The organism is Enterobacter sp. MGH 33 (assembly GCF_000534535.1).
Classification (GTDB): Bacteria; Pseudomonadota; Gammaproteobacteria; order Enterobacterales; family Enterobacteriaceae; genus Enterobacter; species Enterobacter hormaechei_C.
This window is the reverse complement of record NZ_KI973212.1, coordinates 1,975,467-1,993,771: the sequence shown is the minus strand read 5'-3', so window position 1 is coordinate 1,993,771 and position 18,305 is coordinate 1,975,467. Positions and strand designations below refer to the sequence as shown.

At 54.2% G+C, this 18,305-nt stretch carries 20 protein-coding genes; 12 read left to right on the top strand and 8 right to left on the bottom strand.

Annotation, left to right across the window (positions count from 1 at the left end):
* The first annotated feature begins 140 nt into the window (after window positions 1-140).
* A complete protein-coding gene (gene yccA / locus L379_RS14605; RefSeq protein WP_003858127.1) occupies window positions 141-800 on the top strand; it encodes an FtsH protease modulator YccA in 660 nt (219 codons plus the stop codon).
* 88 nt (window positions 801-888) lie between these two features.
* Window positions 889-1,218, top strand: a complete 330-nt coding sequence (gene tusE, locus L379_RS14610; protein ID WP_003858129.1) for a sulfurtransferase TusE — start codon at window positions 889-891, stop codon at window positions 1,216-1,218.
* Here the strand turns inward: tusE and yccX are convergent.
* On the bottom strand, window positions 1,215-1,496 hold the full coding sequence (gene yccX, locus L379_RS14615; protein ID WP_017693676.1) for an acylphosphatase: 282 nt from the start codon (window positions 1,494-1,496) through the stop codon (window positions 1,215-1,217). The genes tusE and yccX overlap by 4 nt on opposite strands.
* Before the next feature lie 93 nt (window positions 1,497-1,589).
* On the opposite strand from yccX, the gene rlmI reads away from it, so the two are divergent.
* Complete coding sequence (gene rlmI, locus L379_RS14620; RefSeq protein WP_017693677.1) at window positions 1,590-2,780, top strand: 23S rRNA (cytosine(1962)-C(5))-methyltransferase RlmI; 1,191 nt, start codon at window positions 1,590-1,592, stop codon at window positions 2,778-2,780.
* Window positions 2,781-2,840: 60 nt separating this feature from the next.
* The gene (gene hspQ / locus L379_RS14625) at window positions 2,841-3,158 is read left to right on the top strand and encodes a heat shock protein HspQ (protein ID WP_003858136.1); all 318 of its coding nucleotides are present in this window, start codon (window positions 2,841-2,843) and stop codon (window positions 3,156-3,158) included.
* 32 nt (window positions 3,159-3,190) lie between these two features.
* On the opposite strand, the gene L379_RS14630 is transcribed toward hspQ, so the two are convergent.
* Window positions 3,191-3,604: a CoA-binding protein gene (locus L379_RS14630; RefSeq protein ID WP_006809337.1), complete on the bottom strand. Its 414-nt coding sequence runs from the start codon at window positions 3,602-3,604 to the stop codon at window positions 3,191-3,193.
* Window positions 3,605-3,775: 171 nt separating this feature from the next.
* Here L379_RS14630 and L379_RS14635 point away from each other — a divergent pair, with 171 nt between their 5' ends.
* Both L379_RS14635 and mgsA read left to right on the top strand, forming a co-directional pair.
* Window positions 3,776-4,438, top strand: coding sequence for a curli synthesis inhibitor (locus L379_RS14635; RefSeq protein ID WP_032653163.1), 663 nt, complete (start codon window positions 3,776-3,778; stop codon window positions 4,436-4,438).
* Window positions 4,439-4,518: 80 nt separating this feature from the next.
* A complete protein-coding gene (mgsA, locus tag L379_RS14640) occupies window positions 4,519-4,977 on the top strand; it encodes a methylglyoxal synthase (protein WP_003858146.1) in 459 nt (152 codons plus the stop codon).
* 53 nt (window positions 4,978-5,030) lie between these two features.
* On the opposite strand, the gene helD is transcribed toward mgsA, so the two are convergent.
* Window positions 5,031-7,085 (bottom strand): DNA helicase IV, encoded by a 2,055-nt coding sequence (helD, locus tag L379_RS14645; RefSeq protein ID WP_032653161.1) that lies wholly within the window; start codon window positions 7,083-7,085, stop codon window positions 5,031-5,033.
* A gap of 122 nt (window positions 7,086-7,207) precedes the next feature.
* Here helD and L379_RS14650 point away from each other — a divergent pair, with 122 nt between their 5' ends.
* Window positions 7,208-7,654: a YccF domain-containing protein gene (locus L379_RS14650; RefSeq protein WP_003858149.1), complete on the top strand. Its 447-nt coding sequence runs from the start codon at window positions 7,208-7,210 to the stop codon at window positions 7,652-7,654.
* Between the two features lie 18 nt (window positions 7,655-7,672).
* Window positions 7,673-9,835 carry a YccS family putative transporter gene (yccS, locus tag L379_RS14655; protein ID WP_032653159.1) on the top strand — a complete coding sequence of 721 codons (2,163 nt, stop codon included), beginning with the start codon at window positions 7,673-7,675 and terminating at the stop codon, window positions 9,833-9,835.
* On the opposite strand, the gene L379_RS14660 is transcribed toward yccS, so the two are convergent.
* A complete protein-coding gene (locus L379_RS14660) occupies window positions 9,792-10,418 on the bottom strand; it encodes a TfoX/Sxy family DNA transformation protein (protein WP_017384804.1) in 627 nt (208 codons plus the stop codon). The two genes, yccS and L379_RS14660, sit on opposite strands and share 44 nt — an antisense overlap.
* 217 nt (window positions 10,419-10,635) lie before the next feature.
* Between L379_RS14660 and sulA the strand changes: the two genes are divergently transcribed.
* Window positions 10,636-11,145, top strand: a complete 510-nt coding sequence (gene sulA, locus L379_RS14665; protein ID WP_026094322.1) for an SOS-induced cell division inhibitor SulA — start codon at window positions 10,636-10,638, stop codon at window positions 11,143-11,145.
* 356 nt (window positions 11,146-11,501) lie between these two features.
* Complete coding sequence (ompA, locus tag L379_RS14670; protein ID WP_017694761.1) at window positions 11,502-12,554, top strand: porin OmpA; 1,053 nt, start codon at window positions 11,502-11,504, stop codon at window positions 12,552-12,554.
* A 65-nt stretch (window positions 12,555-12,619) separates the two neighbouring features.
* Here ompA and matP read toward each other — a convergent pair whose 3' ends face one another.
* Window positions 12,620-13,072, bottom strand: coding sequence for a macrodomain Ter protein MatP (matP, locus tag L379_RS14675; protein ID WP_006809347.1), 453 nt, complete (start codon window positions 13,070-13,072; stop codon window positions 12,620-12,622).
* Window positions 13,073-13,258: 186 nt separating this feature from the next.
* Here matP and L379_RS14680 point away from each other — a divergent pair, with 186 nt between their 5' ends.
* Complete coding sequence (locus L379_RS14680) at window positions 13,259-15,019, top strand: AAA family ATPase (protein ID WP_032653157.1); 1,761 nt, start codon at window positions 13,259-13,261, stop codon at window positions 15,017-15,019.
* A gap of 68 nt (window positions 15,020-15,087) precedes the next feature.
* Window positions 15,088-15,606 carry a bifunctional 3-hydroxydecanoyl-ACP dehydratase/trans-2-decenoyl-ACP isomerase gene (gene fabA / locus L379_RS14685; protein ID WP_000227926.1) on the top strand — a complete coding sequence of 173 codons (519 nt, stop codon included), beginning with the start codon at window positions 15,088-15,090 and terminating at the stop codon, window positions 15,604-15,606.
* 71 nt (window positions 15,607-15,677) lie between these two features.
* Here the strand turns inward: fabA and rmf are convergent, their stop codons facing one another.
* From rmf to pqiB, 3 genes are all read right to left on the bottom strand, one after another.
* Window positions 15,678-15,845, bottom strand: coding sequence for a ribosome modulation factor (gene rmf, locus L379_RS0123970; RefSeq protein WP_003858162.1), 168 nt, complete (start codon window positions 15,843-15,845; stop codon window positions 15,678-15,680).
* A 254-nt stretch (window positions 15,846-16,099) separates the two neighbouring features.
* Window positions 16,100-16,666, bottom strand: coding sequence for a membrane integrity-associated transporter subunit PqiC (gene pqiC, locus L379_RS14690; RefSeq protein WP_017384809.1), 567 nt, complete (start codon window positions 16,664-16,666; stop codon window positions 16,100-16,102).
* A complete protein-coding gene (gene pqiB / locus L379_RS14695; RefSeq protein WP_032653155.1) occupies window positions 16,663-18,303 on the bottom strand; it encodes an intermembrane transport protein PqiB in 1,641 nt (546 codons plus the stop codon). Before pqiB ends, pqiC begins: the two co-directional genes overlap by 4 nt.
* Between the last annotated feature and the right edge of the window lie 2 nt (window positions 18,304-18,305).

Below are 18,305 nucleotides of genomic sequence, written 5' to 3'. Positions count from 1 at the left end.
TCTGAGTACAAAGGCTTTGCCAGAATAAAAAACCAGCATAATCCCTAAGGGGCTGAGTAAAGATGGGTAAAACCACTTTGCGTCTGCCGCGCCGTTTCCTATTCTTTGCGCTAATTACATCTGTCATAAGAGAGTGACTCATGGATCGTATAATTACTTCTTCACGCGACCGCACATCGCTACTCAGCACCCATAAGGTGCTGCGCAATACCTATTTCATGCTCAGCCTGACGCTGGCGTTTTCGGCGATCACCGCGACAGCCAGCACCGTACTGATGCTGCCTTCTCCGGGCCTGATCCTCACGCTGGTAGGTATGTACGGTCTGATGTTCCTGACCTACAAAACCGCGGATAAACCGGTGGGTATTCTCTCCGCGTTCGCCTTTACCGGCTTCCTGGGCTACATTCTGGGGCCAATCCTGAATGCCTATCTGTCTGCCGGAATGGGCGACGTAATTGGTATGGCGCTGGGCGGTACCGCGCTGGTGTTCTTCTGCTGCTCGGCCTACGTGCTGACCACCCGTAAGGACATGTCCTTCCTTGGCGGTATGCTGATGGCAGGTATCGTGATTGTGCTGGTCGGTATGCTGGCGAACATCTTCCTGCAATTGCCTGCGCTGCATCTGGCAATCAGCGCGGTGTTTATCCTGATTTCATCCGGCGCAATCCTGTATGAAACCAGCAACATCATTCACGGCGGTGAGACGAACTATATCCGCGCCACCGTGAGCCTGTATGTGTCGCTGTACAACATTTTTGTCAGCCTGCTGAGCATCCTGGGCTTCGCCAGCCGCGATTAACTCACCGTGCTGTGAACAGGGCCCCGCTTATGCGGGGCTTTGTTTTTTTGGTAGACTTAGGCGGTTTTTGACTAACGTGTGAATGAATATGTTGAGTTTTGAAGGCAAAGAGATCGAAACCGATAACGACGGTTATCTGAAAGAGAGCAGCCAGTGGAGCGAAGCGCTGGCGGAGAAAATTGCGGAAAACGAAGGAATCACCCTCTCTCCGGAACACTGGGAAGTGGTGCGCTTCGTGCGAGAATTTTACCTTGAATTCAACACCTCGCCGGCTATCCGCATGCTGGTCAAAGCCATGGCGAATAAATTTGGCGAAGAGAAAGGCAACAGCCGTTATCTGTATCGCCTGTTTCCGAAAGGCCCGGCTAAACAGGCGACTAAAATCGCCGGCCTGCCAAAGCCGGTAAAATGCATTTAATAGCGAATACTGAAGTCAGCGTATTCCCGGTCGGGTTGATGCGGTTCCGTTAGCACCTTATCAACCCGCGCGCTGCGCGGTCCGCCCGCTTTCAGCCACGCCACCAGCTTCTCTACCCGATCCGCCTCACCGCAGGCCACAACCTCCACGCTGCCATCATCCATGTTACGCGCATACCCTGTCAGCCCGAGCTGAAGGGCTTCGCGCTGGGTGCTGTAGCGGAATCCGACGCCCTGTACAAGGCCATGAACCCAGGCAATGGTGCAAACATTTGACATCATCCTTCTCCTTATCCGACTGGCGCGTTGCATTTCCTCACTGAAGTCGGGAAAATGGCGGCCATTTCATTGGAATCGACAGAATAGCAAATTATGAGTGTACGTTTAGTGTTAGCCAAAGGGCGCGAGAAGTCATTACTGCGCCGTCATCCCTGGGTCTTTTCCGGCGCGGTTGCCCGCATGGAAGGTAAAGCCAGCCTCGGTGAAACCATCGATATTGTTGACCATCAGGGGAAATGGTTAGCACGCGGCGCATACTCGCCAGCATCTCAGATCCGCGCGCGCGTCTGGACGTTCGATAAAGACGAAACCATCGATATCGACTTCTTTGTCCGTCGTTTGCAACAGGCGCAGCAGTGGCGCGAGTGGCTGGCAAAGCGTGACGGGCTGGACAGCTATCGTCTGATTGCCGGAGAGTCCGACGGGCTGCCGGGCGTGACCATTGACCGCTTCGGCAATTTCCTGGTGTTGCAGCTGCTGAGCGCCGGGGCGGAATACCAGCGTGCCGCGCTGATTAGCGCCCTGCAAACCCTGTTCCCGGAATGTGCCATTTACGACCGCAGCGACGTGGCGGTACGTAAAAAAGAGGGCATGGAGCTGACGCAAGGCCCGGTCACCGGCGAACTGCCGCCTGCCCTGCTGCCTATCGAAGAACATGGCATGAAGCTGCTGGTGGATATCCAGGGCGGCCATAAGACCGGTTATTACCTCGACCAGCGTGACAGCCGTCTGGCAACGCGCCAGTACGTTGCCGATAAACGCGTGCTGAACTGCTTCTCTTATACCGGCGGCTTTGCGGTCTCTGCCCTGATGGGCGGCTGTGCTCAGGTGGTGAGCGTCGACACCTCACAGGAAGCGCTGGACGTGGCGAAGCAGAACGTTGAGCTGAATAAGCTGGATCTGAGCAAAGCGGAGTTTGTGCGCGACGACGTATTCAAACTGCTGCGTAAATACCGCGACCAGGGCGAGAAATTTGACGTCATCGTGATGGACCCGCCGAAGTTTGTTGAAAACAAAAGCCAGCTGATGGGCGCCTGCCGTGGCTATAAAGACATCAACATGCTGGCGATCCAGCTGCTGAACCCGGGCGGCGTGCTGCTGACATTCTCCTGCTCTGGCCTGATGACGACAGATTTATTCCAAAAAATCATCGCCGATGCCGCAATAGATGCGGGTCGTGATGTACAATTTATAGAGCAGTTCCGTCAGGCCGCCGATCACCCGGTGATCGCTACCTACCCGGAAGGGCTGTATCTGAAAGGGTTTGCCTGTCGCGTCATGTAACTTGAAAAGAGAAATATTGCCCGCACATAGTGTGTATGTAATGTTTCCCGGGAGGTGACTATGATTGCCAGCAAATTCGGTATCGGCCAGCAGGTCCGCCACACCTTGCTTGGATATTTGGGTGTGGTCGTGGATATCGACCCGGAGTATTCCCTTGATGAACCGTCAGCAGACGATCTGGCCGTTGACGCAGAGCTTCGCGCCGCGCCCTGGTATCATGTGGTTATGGAGGGCGACGATGGTCAGCCTGTCCATACCTATCTTGCCGAAGCGCAGCTGAGTGGTGAACTACAGGATGAGCATCCGGAACAACCCACTATGGACGAGCTTGCTCAGACCATCCGCAAACAGTTACAGGCACCAAGACTGCGCAACTGAAGGTGTAAAAAAGCCCGTCAAACGGGCTTTTTTTATTTTGCCAGCCCCAGACGGGGAATATCGATTGCCGGACAGCGATCCATCACCACCTTCAGCCCGGCATCGCGCGCCAGCACGGCCGCCTGCTCATTAATCACGCCCAGCTGCATCCACAGCGTTTTCGCGCCGATGGCAATCGCCTCCTGCGCCACGCCCCAGGCCGCCTCTGAATTACGAAAAACGTCCACCATATCCACCTTTTCCGGCACGTCCGCGAGCGTCGCATAGCCCTGCTGGCCCAGCAGCGTTTTCCCCGCCACCTTCGGCGAGACCGGGATCACGTGATAACCCTGATCCAGAAGGTATTTCATGACCCGATAGCTTGGGCGATCCGGTTTATCGCTCGCGCCGACCAGCGCGATAGTACGCGTGGACGTCAGAATCTCGACAATGTCGTTCTCTTTCATGCTCTTCCTCCTGGCTTTTTTCAAAGTGTACGTCAAAGCGGACATCTCAACCACGCATCCCATACAGAAGTATGAGGGCAAAACGGCAGAATATGTCTATATGTTAGTAAACGTGTTTGTCGAAAACTTTTGATACATTCTTACCGGGTAGTTTGTCTACAGGAGTCTGCTATGAAAACCGACATTGCCTGGGCTATGGTTGCGTTAATCATGCCGGTTTGTGTTTTCGCAACCACCCTCAGACTCTCAACCGACATTGACCTGCTGGTGCTGGACGGGAAAAAAGTCTCCAGCTCCCTGCTGCGGGGTGCAGACAGTATCGAGCTGGATAACGGCCCGCACCAGGTGGTTTTTCGGGTGGAAAAGACCATTCGCCTCGCCGACAACGAACAGCAGGTGTACATTTCGCCTCCGCTGGTGGTCAGCTTTAATACCCAGCTTATCAGCCAGGTCAATTTTCGTCTCCCGCGCCTTGAGACAGAAAAGGAGTCACTGGCATTTGATGCCTCGCCGCGCATTGAACTGGTGGACGGGGACTCCATGCCCATCCCGGTAAAACTGGATATTCTGGCGCTGACAAAAAGGTCAAAGGGAACAGACTATGAAGCGGACACCGAGACCTACAACAGGGCCAGCAGGCGCGCCTCGCTGCCCCAGTTCGCCACCATGATGGCGGATGACAGTACCCTGCTTTCGGGCGTATCGGAGCTGGATGTACTCCCCCCTCAGTCGCAGACCCTTACTGAGCAACGCCTCAAGTTCTGGTTCCAGAATGCCGATCCGGACACGCGCGCCCGTTTTCTGCAATGGGCGAAGCAACAACCTTCGTCGTAAGCCACATTTTTTCGTCCTTTCTCTTGCAGCATCAGCCAGTTCCCGTCATCGTGTAACGAGGTAACCTCACGGATAAGATTATGGAACTGACAACACGCACACTTCCGGCGCGCAAGCACATTGCTCTGGTTGCGCACGATCACTGTAAACAAATGCTGCTTAACTGGGTTCGTCGCCATCAGCCTCTTTTACAGCATCATGCCCTTTCTGCCACGGGAACAACCGGCAACCTGATCCACCGCGAAACCGGTCTGGAAGTGAATGCCATGCTGAGCGGCCCGATGGGGGGTGACCAGCAGGTAGGTGCTCAGATTTCAGAAGGTAAAATTGACGTTCTGATTTTCTTCTGGGATCCGCTGAACGCGGTTCCGCATGATCCGGACGTTAAAGCGCTGCTGCGTCTGGCGACGGTGTGGAACATTCCGGTAGCCACCAATCTTTCAACGGCAGATTTCATCATTGAATCGCCGCAGTTTAACGATCCGGTGGAGATTTTGATCCCGGATTATCAGCGTTATCTTGCGGAGAGACTGAAGTAGTTTTTTGCCCGGTGGCGCTGCGCTTACCGGGCCTACAGAATTTGCCCGGCGCGTTACGGCTTTCTCGCCACCGGCACGTCAATACTTTTCAAAATATCGACAAACACCGACGGCTCCTCTTTGTTGAACAAGAGCCACACGCGATGGCGCGCGCGGGTTATCGCCACGTACAGTAAACGCCGCTCCTCTGCATCCGGGAAATCTTCCGGAACAGGTAATAACGCCTCTTCCATCACGGATTCCCGCGCCGGTGCAGGGAAACCGTCGCTCCCCTCTTTTAGCCCCACCACAATCACGTAGTCGGCCTGCTGCCCTTTACTGGCGTGAATGGTCATAAAATCGAGCTGAAGTTTTGGCCAGCGCGTCGCCGCTTTTTCCAGCGCCGTCGGCTTGAGGTGATGATAACGCGCCAGGACCAGAATGCGCTCATCCGGTTTCGCATAGCCGCTCAGTTTATCCAGCAGCGGTTCCAGCTGATCGTCCGCCAGCAGCGTGACGGCCTTTTTATCCCCCGACGTCAGGCTGTTAAGCGGTTTCGACAGCTGATGCGGGTTCTGCTGAATAAAACGGTTGGCTATTTCGCCAATCCGCGCGTTGAAGCGGTAGGTGGTGTCCAGATCGCTGCGATCGCCTTCCCCAAAATAGTGGTGGAAGGCCGTCGTGAGGGATAGTTGCGCCCCGCTGAAACGGTAGATAGCCTGCCAGTCATCGCCCACGGCAAACAGCGACGTGTGTTTATTCTGCGCCCGCAGCGCCGAAAGCAGCGCAGCGCGCTGCGGCGAGATATCCTGAAACTCATCCACCAGGATGTGTTTCCACGGGCTGACGAAGCGCCCTTTCTCCAGAATGATAATGGCCTGATGGATCAGCCCCGAAAAATCGACCGCGTTTTCGTCTTTCAGCGCGGTTTTCCACGCTTTCAGCATCGGCGCCATCAGCTTAACCCGTTTAGAAAACACAGCGCGGATCGACTCCGGTGCGCTTTCTATCATCTCCGCCTGAGAGCCGCCGTGCATGCGCATCAGGCTTACCCACCGGTCGAGACGAGAGCCCAGCCGGCGCGCCAGCTTTTCATCCTGCCAGAAGCTGCCCTCCGGCACCTCCCAGTTGAGTTCCTCTTCAAGCCACTGACGCCAGCCTTTCGCCTGCGCCTTTTTTTCACTGCACTGCTGACGCCATGCCTTGATAAACAGCGCCTGGCGAGCCTGAGCGTCGTTCTCCAGCTTGCTGACAACAGGAACTTTTTTGCTGCCCTGTTGAATGATGTGTAAAGCGAGGGAGTGGAACGTGCGTGCCGAGATATCCTGGGTATGCAAACGCGCCTGAATGCGCTCATCCATCTCCTGCGCAGCCTTGCGACCAAAGGCCAGCAGCAAAATCTGGTCTGCAACCGCCTCGCCCGTTGTCAGAAGCCAACCCGCGCGCGCCACCAGCACCGACGTTTTGCCGCTCCCGGCACCTGCCAGCACCAATAAAGACTGCTCGCCATTCACCACGGCGCGCGCCTGGGCAGGATTGAGGGGCGATGACTCCACCGTGCTGAAGAAGTCGGCATATTGCGTAAGCATCGCCTCAGTCCAGGCCTGGTTATGCGCCAGACGGCTTTTCTCGATATCGCTCAGCCAGGCCTGGCACTTTCGCCACGCGTCGCGGCAGTTATCAAATTCCTCAAGCCGCGCCACCGGTAAAGGCAATGCCGTCAGCGCCTGGGCGATTTTTTGCTGAAGCCCGGCGGTTTGCTGGCGCGTCAGCCACTTCTGCTGCGTATTGCTTAGCGCGATATCGTCCAGCACCTGTTGCAGAACCTGTGCGGCAATCACGCTCATCTCCTGGCTCCACTGCTGCCAGCGCGTGTTCAGATGATGGTGGAAGCGTTGGGTTTCCGCCCACTCGGTCCCGTGGAGTCGCACCACTTTGTCTGCCGGCAGGACGAACTCCAGCTCCCCCCATACCAGCCCTCGTTTACAATGAATGGCCAGTAGCTGATTAAACGGAATAAGGTATTCGTGGCGTTCACCGGAGACTTTCACTCCTGCATTGAGCAGGACAATCTTGTCGTAAGGGTGCTGCGCCAGGCGTTTGCCCATTGAAGTTGCTTTCAGTTCCATATCCTGCCGGATCCACGAGGTCATAATTTGTCAGACAGTTTAACTGCCAGTTTTAAGGTGCTCCAGCCCAAAAAAACGTTACAATCACCGGGCGTTAATCATATCGAAGGAAATGAGGGTTTATGCGTACCGTTCTGAATGTGTTGAATTTTGTCCTTGGCGGTTTTGCCACCACCCTTTCCTGGCTTTTTGCCACCCTGGTGAGCATCGTGCTCATCTTCACCCTTCCGCTGACGCGCTCCTGCTGGGAAATCACCAAACTGTCCCTCGTTCCTTATGGAAATGAAGCCGTACACGTGGATGAGCTGGAGCCGGAAAGAAAAAACGCCCTGATGAATACCGGCGGCACGCTGCTGAATATTTTATGGCTGATCTTCTTTGGCTGGTGGTTGTGTCTGATGCATATCTTCGCCGGTATCGCCCAGTGCATCACGATTATAGGCATTCCGGTTGGCATCGCTAATTTCAAAATTGCTACCATCGCCCTGTGGCCGGTAGGACGCCGTGTTGTCCCGGTCGAAGTCGCGCAAGCCGCGCGTGAAGCCAACGCCCGTCGCCGTTTTCAGTAATAAGGACTGGCCGCACTCATGCTAAGCCCCCTGCTTCGTCGCTATACGTGGAACAGTAACTGGCTGTATAACGTCAGGATCTTTATCGCCCTCTGCGGCACCGTCGCTCTGCCGTGGTGGCTAAATGACGTGAAGCTCACCATCCCCCTCACGCTTGGGGTGGTGGCCGGCGCGCTGGCGGATCTCGACGACCGCCTGGCCGGTCGTTTGCGTAATCTGGTCATTACGCTGGTCTGCTTCTTTATTGCTTCCGCCTCCGTTGAGCTGCTTTTCCCCTGGCCCTGGCTGTTTGCCTTAGGGCTGACGGTGTCCACCAGCGGCTTCATTTTGCTCGGCGGCCTCGGGCAACGCTACGCCACTATCGCGTTTGGCGCCCTGCTGATTGCCATTTACACCATGCTGGGCGTCTCTCTTTACGATCAGTGGTATCAGCAACCGGTCCTGCTGCTGTTGGGCGCTATCTGGTATAACCTGCTGACCTTAACCGGACATCTTATTTTTCCGGTTCGTGCCTTACAGGACAACATTGCCCGCAGTTACGAACAGCTGGCCCACTATCTGGAGCTGAAATCCCGGCTGTTTGATCCGGATATTGAAGAGGACAGCCAGGCGCCCCTGTACGATCTGGCGCTGGCAAATGGCCAGTTGGTCGCCACGCTGAATCAGACCAAAGCGTCTCTGCTCACCCGTCTGCGCGGCGATCGCGGTCAGCGCGGTACCCGGCGCACACTGCACTACTACTTTGTTGCCCAGGATATTCACGAGCGCGCCAGCTCCTCGCATGTGCAGTACGCTGACCTGCGCGAGAAATTCCGCTACAGCGACGTGATGTTCCGTTTCCAGCGCCTGCTGTCGATGCAGTCTCAGGCCTGCCAGCAACTTGCGCGCTCAATACTGCTGCGCACGCCCTATCAGCACGATCCTCGCTTTGAACGCGCATTCAGTCATCTGGATGCGGCCCTCGATCGCGTTCAGGCCAGTGGGACATCGCCGGAACAGTTCAAAGCCCTGGGATTCTTGCTCAACAACCTGAGAGCCATCGATGCTCAGCTCGCCACCATTGAGTCTGAACAGGCGATGGCAATGCCGGGCAATGACGCCGACAACCAACTTGCCGACGACAGTCTCAACGGTTTCAGCGATATGTGGCTGCGCCTGAGCCGTCATTTTACGCCGGAATCCGCCCTCTTTCGCCATGCGGTAAGGATGTCGCTGGTTCTGTGCGTCGGCTATGCATTTATCCAGATAACAGGATTGCACCACGGTTACTGGATCCTGCTGACCAGCCTGTTTGTCTGCCAGCCGAACTATAACGCTACCCGCCATCGGCTCGCGCTGCGTATTGTCGGGACATTAGTCGGGGTCGCCATCGGGCTGCCGGTGCTCTACTTTGTGCCATCCGTAGAAGGGCAACTGATCCTGATTGTGATTACCGGTGTACTGTTTTTCGCCTTCCGCAATGTGCAGTACGCCCACGCCACGATGTTCATCACGCTGCTGGTGCTGCTCTGCTTCAATCTGCTGGGTGAAGGCTTTGAAGTGGCCCTCCCCCGCGTTATCGACACGCTAATCGGCTGCGCCATTGCCTGGGCGGCGGTGAGCTTTATCTGGCCGGACTGGCGTTTTCGTAACTTACCGCGCGTGTCCGACAGAGCAATGATCGCCAACTGCCGCTATCTGGATGCTATTCTTGAGCAATACCATCAGGGTCGCGATAACCGTCTGGCCTATCGGATTGCCCGTCGCGATGCGCATAACACGGACGCAGAGCTGGCTTCCGTTGTCTCGAATATGTCAACTGAGCCGCGCGCCACGGCAGAAATCCGGGAGACAGCCTTCCGCCTGCTGTGTCTGAACCACACGTTCACCAGCTATATCTCTACCCTTGGCGCCCACCGTGAGAAACTGACAAATCCGGGCATCCTGGCGCTGCTGGACGACGCCATTTGCTACGTTGATGATGCGCTTCATCATCAACCTGCGGATGAGCCACGGGTTCACCAGGCACTGGATGAACTGGTGCAACGTATCGCACACCTTGATCCTGGCACCGACAACAAAGCTCCGCTGGTCCTACAGCAAATTGGCCTGCTTATCGCTTTGCTGCCGGAAATTTGTCGGCTGCGACAGAAGATCGCTACCTGGCGGAATGATGGCCCTGCGACTCAGGCAGCGCATTAAACCACTCCATAAGCTCCCGGCGAATATCCGCCGGGAGTGCCGCTTCATGTAACCCTTCGATGGCGCCTTCAAGCGCGAACAATACCCGGATACTCAGCGCTTTATTCTTAGAGCGCATTTTCAGCCAGCTCGTCTTCGCCCCCAACTGTCGTAGCGTCTCTTCATTGGTAATGCCCGCCTCCATAAGCAGGACCTCAATCTGAAAGGTCAGGTTCGGCAGATCCTTAAGCCGGTTACGCTGATGGCGCTGGTAGCGCTCTTTCCTGGCGGCATCGAGAGCAAACGAGGAGAGCTGAAGCAGCTTTTCCCTGTTTTGCCACAGACCTTCATCCACACGGTAGTAATTAAGCAGCACTGGCCGTCCTCGTTTCATCAGGGTCAGAAAAGAGGAGGCGTTTTTTACACAGTATTTTGCACTTTGCTCACAGGCGCGAAGGTACAGCTCGCCGTCAGACACCATCGCGAACACCGCTTCATCCACGGCCAGGGTATAACCGCCAAACAGGGCGCGATGATGAATTTCGCCCAGCGGAGAGAGGTATTCCTGAGATTGATAAATCCGATCATAAGATATCTTTTTCATGATAATTCCATTAAAAATCATACAGTAAACACGATATTTCTTACTAACGGATCCGTTAGCAGGAAAATAGGCAACTTATTGCCGTTGGGCAAGATGATTTTTTCAGGTTCACCAGGAATGGATGAAATTTGCGAGTCGCTTTCCGAAAATGAGGTTGATCTTTATGCACACAGGGGTTACTGTATATCCATACAGTAACTACAGGGCTGGAATGAATATGTACACTTCAGGCTATGCAAATCACTTAACACCTTCCACTTCTGCCGCAGGCAATGCTGCGCAGAATTCTATCGGGCGTGTATCGACAGGGCTTATCAGTGAAGTGGTTTACCGTGAAGACCAGCCGCTGTTAACACAACTCTTACTCCTGCCGCTTTTGCAGCAGCTCGGGCAACAGTCTCGCTGGCAGCTCTGGCTGACGCCACAGCAAAAATTAAGTCGTGAATGGGTTCAGTCGGCTGGCCTGCCGTTAGCGAAGGTGATGCAGATTAATCAACTCTCCCCTTGCGATACGGTCGAGTCGATGGTCCGGGCATTACGTACCGGGAACTATAGCGTCGTGATTGGGTGGTTGCCTGAGGATCTGTCGCAAGAGGAACATTTGCGTCTGACTGAAGCGGCTGAAGAAGGTAACGCGATGGGTTTCATCATGCGGCCGGTTCGTGGAGATTCCTATCGCAGAGGACAACATCCCGGGCTAAAAATTCACTCAAATGTGTACCATTGAGTCATTTTAAGAGTTTTCCTGGAATTTTTTTCGACCGCAGTATGCAAAAAAAGTTCAACGCGCCAAAACTGCGGCAAGGCTTGTCTGACGCGGTTCTCGTTAATTTTACTGCACAAAATTCGTTCAAAAATTGTTAAATATTAGGTATACGGAACTTTTTTTTTCATATGCCTGACGGACTTCACACTTGTAAGTTTTCAGCTACGTTGTAGACTTTACATCGCCAGGGGTGCTCGGCCTAAGCCGAAGATATCGGTAGGTTTATATTTGACCACGCCCCCCGGTGAAGGATTTAACCGTGATTCCTCCGATGGAGATATTCATGGCAAATTTTGGATGATAACGAGGCGCAAAAAATGAAAAAGACAGCTATCGCGATTGCAGTGGCACTGGCTGGCTTCGCTACCGTAGCGCAGGCCGCTCCGAAAGATAATACCTGGTATGCAGGTGGTAAACTGGGCTGGTCTCAGTTCCATGACACCGGTTGGTACAACAGCAGCCTGAACAACGATGGCCCTACTCACGAGAGCCAGCTGGGTGCAGGTGCGTTCGGTGGCTATCAGGTTAACCCGTATGTTGGCTTTGAAATGGGTTACGACTGGTTAGGTCGTATGCCTTACAAAGGCGACAACGTAAATGGCGCTTTCAAAGCTCAAGGCGTACAGCTGACCGCTAAACTGGGTTACCCAGTGACTGACGACCTGGACGTGTACACCCGTCTGGGCGGCATGGTATGGCGTGCAGACTCCAGCAACAGCATCGCTGGTGACGACCACGACACTGGTGTTTCCCCAGTATTCGCTGGTGGCGTTGAGTGGGCAATGACCCGTGACATCGCTACCCGTCTGGAATACCAGTGGGTTAACAACATCGGTGACGGTGCTACCGTTGGCGTTCGTCCAGACAACGGCATGCTGAGCGTTGGTGTTTCTTACCGTTTCGGTCAGCAGGAAGATGCGCCAGTCGTAGCTCCAGCTCCGGCTCCAGCTCCAGAAGTACAGACCAAGCACTTCACTCTGAAGTCTGACGTTCTGTTCAACTTCAACAAAGCTACCCTGAAACCAGAAGGTCAGCAGGCACTGGATCAGCTGTACACCCAGCTGAGCAACCTGGATCCTAAAGACGGTTCTGTAGTGGTTCTGGGCTTCACCGACCGTATCGGTTCTGACGCTTACAACCAGGGTCTGTCTGAGAAACGTGCTCAGTCTGTAGTTGATTACCTGGTATCTAAAGGTATCCCAGCTAACAAGATCTCCCCACGTGGTATGGGCGAATCTAACCCAGTTACCGGTTCTACCTGTGACAACGTGAAACCACGCGCTGCACTGATCGACTGCCTGGCACCAGATCGTCGCGTAGAGATCGAAGTTAAAGGTATCAAAGACGTTGTAACTCAGCCTGCGGCATAAGTTATCGTCTTATAAAAAAACCCCGCGATGCGGGGTTTTTTATTATCTGAAGAAAAGTAAAAAGCTTATTTTTTACCTAACAGTGCCTGTAGATCGTTCTTCAGCGTCGACATCTGGCTGGCATACTTCTCTTTGTGCTCGGCATCTTCAATCAGCTGCACCACCGTTTCCGACAGGGTTTTCCCGCGCCGCTGCGCAAGCCCGGCCAGACGCTGCCAGACCATGAACTCCAGGTCGATGGATTTCTTACGGGTGTGCTGATGCTCGGCATTGAAATGCCGTTTACGACGAGCACGGATAGTTTGCTTCATCCGGTTTAACAAGGCCGGATTAATGTGTTTCTCAATCCAGCCGTTGACCTGTACCGGTTCGTTTTCGAGGGTCAGCAACATATCCACAGCTTCTTGTGCCGCGCTGGCTTCGATGTAGCAGGTGATCAGCTCCCCTTCACGGTGCTTTTTGACCAGGTACTTCCATTTCCAGCCGCTTTCGAGGTTTTCCAGTTGTTGATATTTCATTGCGATCTCAGTGTTACCGTGTAACTCTGTTCAGAATATCAGTTTTTTGGCAATCTGCTGAAAAGAAATCATATCCTGTGAAACGCCGCAGGCGATCCGCATGACGAAAACCCGAATCCTGATTGGGCAGAGTGCTCCGCTTACGGTATACTCCACGGTTTTACTTCTGACTAAAAAACATCAACTTTGACCATTACGAAACTTGCATGGCGTGACCTGGTTCCGGATACCGAGAGCTATCAGGAGCTGTTTGCACAGCCAGACCTCACAAAAGAACACGAATTCATACTTAGCGATACACAACCGCGTTTGCATTACGCGCTGGAGCAGATGTCATCCCCATGGGCTACATCTCCTTTCATGCTGCTCAAAGCCCCGGAAGAAGCCGAGTATCTGACGCTTCTCGGTGATGCCATGCGCCAGTTGCATCCAAAAACGAATGCCGTTTTTGGTGGTCAGTATCATATTGCCGGACGTGACGTGACCTTCGAACCTGCCACGCAGGCAGACGGACAATTCGCTGCAAAAGGCGAAGTGATCACCGCCAACTGGGTGGAAGCAGAACAGCTGTTCGGCTGCCTTCGTCAGTTCAATGGCGATGTGTCACTGCAACCCGGTCTGGTACACCGCGCGAACGGCGGCGTGTTGCTCATCTCCCTTCGCACCCTGCTTGCACAGCCTCTCCTGTGGATGCGCCTGAAAACGGTGGTGACGCAGCAACGTTTTGACTGGGTAGGCTACGACGATTCACGTCCGCTGCCTATTTCCATTCCGTCTATGCCGCTGTCGCTGACCGTCGTGCTGACGGGTGACCGTGAATCTCTGGCTGATTTCCAGGAAATGGAGCCAGAACTCGCGGAGCAGGCGGTTTACAGCGAATTTGAAGACAATATTCAGATCGCCGATGCCGATGACATGGCGCAGTGGTGTCAGTGGGTTATGGCCGTGGCGGAACGTTTCGCGCTGCCCTCGCCTGCCGAGGATGCGTGGCCGGGCTTAATCCGCGAGGCCGTACGCTACACTGGCGATCAGGAAACCCTGCCGCTCTGCCCGCTCTGGATCGGTAAACAGCTGCGTGAAGTGGGCGTTATCAGCGGCAACGGTCCGTTTACCGGCGAGCAGCTTAGCCAGATGCTGGCCCAGCGTGAATGGCGTGAAGGTTATCTTGCTGACCGTATGCAGGATGAAATTCTGCTGGAACAGATTCTGGTGGAGACCGAAGGCGAACGTATCGGGCAAATCAACGCCTTGTCCGTCATCGAGTTCCCCGGACACCCACGCGCCTTTGGCGAGCCTTCCCGTATCAGCTGTGTCGTGCACATTGGCGACGGCGAATTTACCGATATCGAACGCAAGGCCGAACTGGGTGGAAACATTCATGCCAAAGGCATGATGATCATGCAGGCATTCCTGATGTCTGAACTTCAGCTGGAGCAGCAGATCCCCTTCTCTGCCTCGTTGACCTTTGAACAGTCCTACAGTGAAGTCGACGGCGATAGCGCCTCGATGGCGGAGCTGTGCGCCGTGATCAGCGCGCTTGCAGACGTACCGATTAATCAGAATATTGCGATTACCGGTTCCGTGGATCAGTTTGGTCGTGCCCAACCGGTGGGTGGACTGAATGAGAAAATCGAAGGCTTCTTCGCTATCTGCCAGCAGCGCGGTTTAAACGGCAAACAGGGCGTGATTATTCCGGCACCTAACGCTCGCCATTTGAGCCTGAGCCAGGCGATTCTGGATGCGGTAGAGCAGGAACAATTCGCCGTCTGGGCCATCGAAGGGGTTGAGGATGCTCTACCCTTACTGACAAACCTGGTCTGGGACGGCGAAGGCCAGACAACCCTGATGCAGACCATTCAGGAACGTATAGCTCAGGCGACACAGCAGGATGCTCGTCATCGTTATCCGTGGCCGTTACGCTGGTTAAGTTGGTTTAGTGCTAACTGATCGGACTTGTTCAGCGTACACGTGTTAGCTATCCTGCGTCCTTCACTAAAATAAGGCTTACTGAGAACATGGTAGATAAACGCGAATCCTATACTAAAGAAGACCTTCTTGCCTCTGGTCGCGGTGAACTGTTTGGTGCGAAAGGCCCGCAGTTACCGGCCCCAAATATGCTGATGATGGACCGTGTCGTGAAAATGACCGAAACCGGCGGCAACTTTGATAAGGGTTACGTAGAAGCAGAACTCGATATCAACCCGGACCTGTGGTTCTTCGGTTGCCACTTTATTGGCGATCCGGTAATGCCTGGCTGCCTGGGCCTCGATGCCATGTGGCAGCTGGTTGGCTTCTATCTGGGCTGGCTTGGCGGTGAAGGTAAAGGCCGTGCGCTGGGCGTAGGCGAAGTGAAATTCACCGGTCAGGTTCTGCCTACCGCGAAGAAAGTCACCTACCGTATCCATTTCAAACGCATCGTTAACCGCCGCCTGATTATGGGCCTGGCGGACGGTGAAGTGCTGGTAGATGGTCGTCTTATCTATACCGCGAACGACCTGAAAGTGGGTCTGTTCCAGGATACCTCTGCTTTCTGATAACGGCATTTAGCCCCTTCCAGAAAGGCGAAACCTCCGCATTGCGGAGGTTTCTTTTTAAAGAGACGGTATCAAGCAAGTACTGCCCTGTCTCCGATGGCTTCTCGCCAGCCCCCTAGCCATTGGGACCTTTGATTCAGGGCCTGATAGGGACACATTTCTTTTGAACGTCCGGCGATGCCAGCCTGATAACCACGTTGATGAGCCCTTTCCAGGCGATCTCGTTTCTGTCTCTTCATGCCTCGTTTCCCTCATTCTTTTGTCTGGTGGAAAGAAAACAGTGATTGCAATATGTGCAAGCACAGTTAACGAATACCCCGAATCGGCGTCAGCGTCAACGTTCAAAATTCATACGGGTGTCATATTTGTGAGCTACATGGAAGATCGTTTGTACAAAAAATGTGACGCGGGACAAGTAACAAACTGAACATAAAACGAAAAAAAAGCCGCAATCAGCAAGAAGCTGAGTGCGGCTTTCGTCGATGAATTTTACTTATGGCAGCCGGGAAATCTCTCTTGCGATAGCAGCCGACTCCTGTGCCCACCCCTGCGCAAGCACTTTCACCATTTCGTCATAGCCATCTTTCTGCTGCTTCAGTTCCAGATGGAAAGGACGCTTAATCAGCTGGCCCTGATGATTCAAGAGCCACTCCCCGCTGATAACAACCGCACCATCATAGCGGCCATGGAATCCCGTCACGTTAACATTCAGGGTATCCTGATCGCTTCCCAGAGGCTGCGAGGCGACTACCCAACCAGGGAGCTGGCTGCTCAGATTCGCCACCAGCGTATTGCGTAGCTGCTGATCCAGCGGGCTGGCCCACAGGTTATTGTTGGCGATAACGTACTGCACATCGCTGGTCTGGTAGACCACCCCGTTGCCCGCCAGATAATCTGGCACGGCAACCTGTTCAACCCACAGCAGACGGCTGCCCTGCGAGGTGCTACTCTGCGCACCGGATTGCGCGCTTAACGGCAACTGGTAGTAGCTTTTGTTATCGCTTCCAGAGCTACAGGCCGTTAATACCAGTGCGCCTGCGATGATTAGCCATTTTTTCATTGTTTCGCCCTCTTAGGCTCAGGATCCTTTTTGTCTTTCGCTTCAAACACCAGCGCGTTGCTCTTTTCATTGAGCGTTTTCAGAACGGGCTGTAGCTCGCGTAAAACCTGATCAAGACGTTGCATATCCGCCACCATCTTGTTGTAAGCCGCTGAGCCCGGCTGTAAGCCCTGCATACTGCGATTCAGTTCGCGCAACGTTTTCTGCATATCCTGCGGCAGCTGCTGCATGGACTGGTTGGCAGTGATCTTGTTGATATTATCCAGCGTGGTTTGCAGACGTTGCATCGTCGCCTGGCTCTGATGCAGTGATCCCGTCGCGGCCTCAAGCATTGGATTCAGCGGCAGATTGTTGATCTTATCCAGCGTTTCCATCAGGCGCTGTTGGATCTGCGCCAGGCCACTGCTGACCGTAGGAATAATTTTGTAGCCGCCAAATTCACGGATCCCCGTCATTGGTGGCGCTTTTGGATAGAAGTCCATATCGACATATAACGCCCCTGTGACCAGGTTGCCAGTTTTCAGCGAGCCACGCAGACCGCGATTCATCAGATCGCTGATATGCTCCCCAATATCCTGGTCCTCGCCTATCTGGTTAATCAAACGCTCAGGCTCAATGCGGATCAGCACCGGAATACGATAATCATCATCAAGCATCTGCTTGAGTCCCGGAACAAAGTAAGGCACTTGTCCCACGGTCCCCAGACGGATACCCCGGAACTCAACTGGCGCCCCAGGCTGCAAGCCGCGTACAGAGTCCTTAAAGAACATCAGGTAGTCGATGTGATCGGTATAGAGCGCATCCTGAATGCTTTTTTGATCGTCAAACAGCCTGAAGGCGGTTTTCTCCGCCACCGGTTGTCCCAGATCGATACCTTCCGGCACATCAAAACTGACGCCCCCACCAAACAGCGTGGTGAGTGAACCCATCTCAACGCGCATCCCCGCAGAGGTCAGATCCACCGCGATCCCGCTGTCTTTCCAGAAGCGAACGTTGCTGGTCACCAGGCGGTCATTAGGCGCATTGATAAAAAGCTGATAGCTGATGGTCCGTTTTTGCGGATCGAAGGTGCTTGTTTCAACCGAACCGACGCGATATCCACGGAACAGTACCGGATCGCCCGGCGAGAGCTGGCCCGCTTTTTTGCTGTCCAGAATAACGCGGATCCCTTTTGCATCCGGTGGCGCAAGCGGCGGTGAATCCAGCAGCTGATAGTTTGCTGGCTGGGCGCCTTTGTTGCCGGGCTGGAGTTCGATGTAGGCCCCTGACAATAGCGTTCCTAAGCCGCTGATCCCTTCTCTCCCGACCTGCGGTTTCACTACCCAAAAAACAGAATCTTCATGGAGCAGTTTTTCCATGCCGGCATTCAGGCGGGCCTTGATTTCAACATGGGTTAAATCATCCGTCAGGGTCGCGCTTTCCACGACACCCACATCCACGCTGCGGCTCTTGATGGTGGTTTTTCCGCCCTCAATCCCCTCTGCATTGGTGGTAATTAGCGTGACTTCCGGTCCCTGATGGCTGTAATGATAAAACAGGATCCATGCACCGATCAGCGCGGTCACGATAGGGAAAATCCACACCGGCGACCAGTTTCTGACCTTCTGCACTTTAGCCTCTCCACTCTTATTTTCCATGC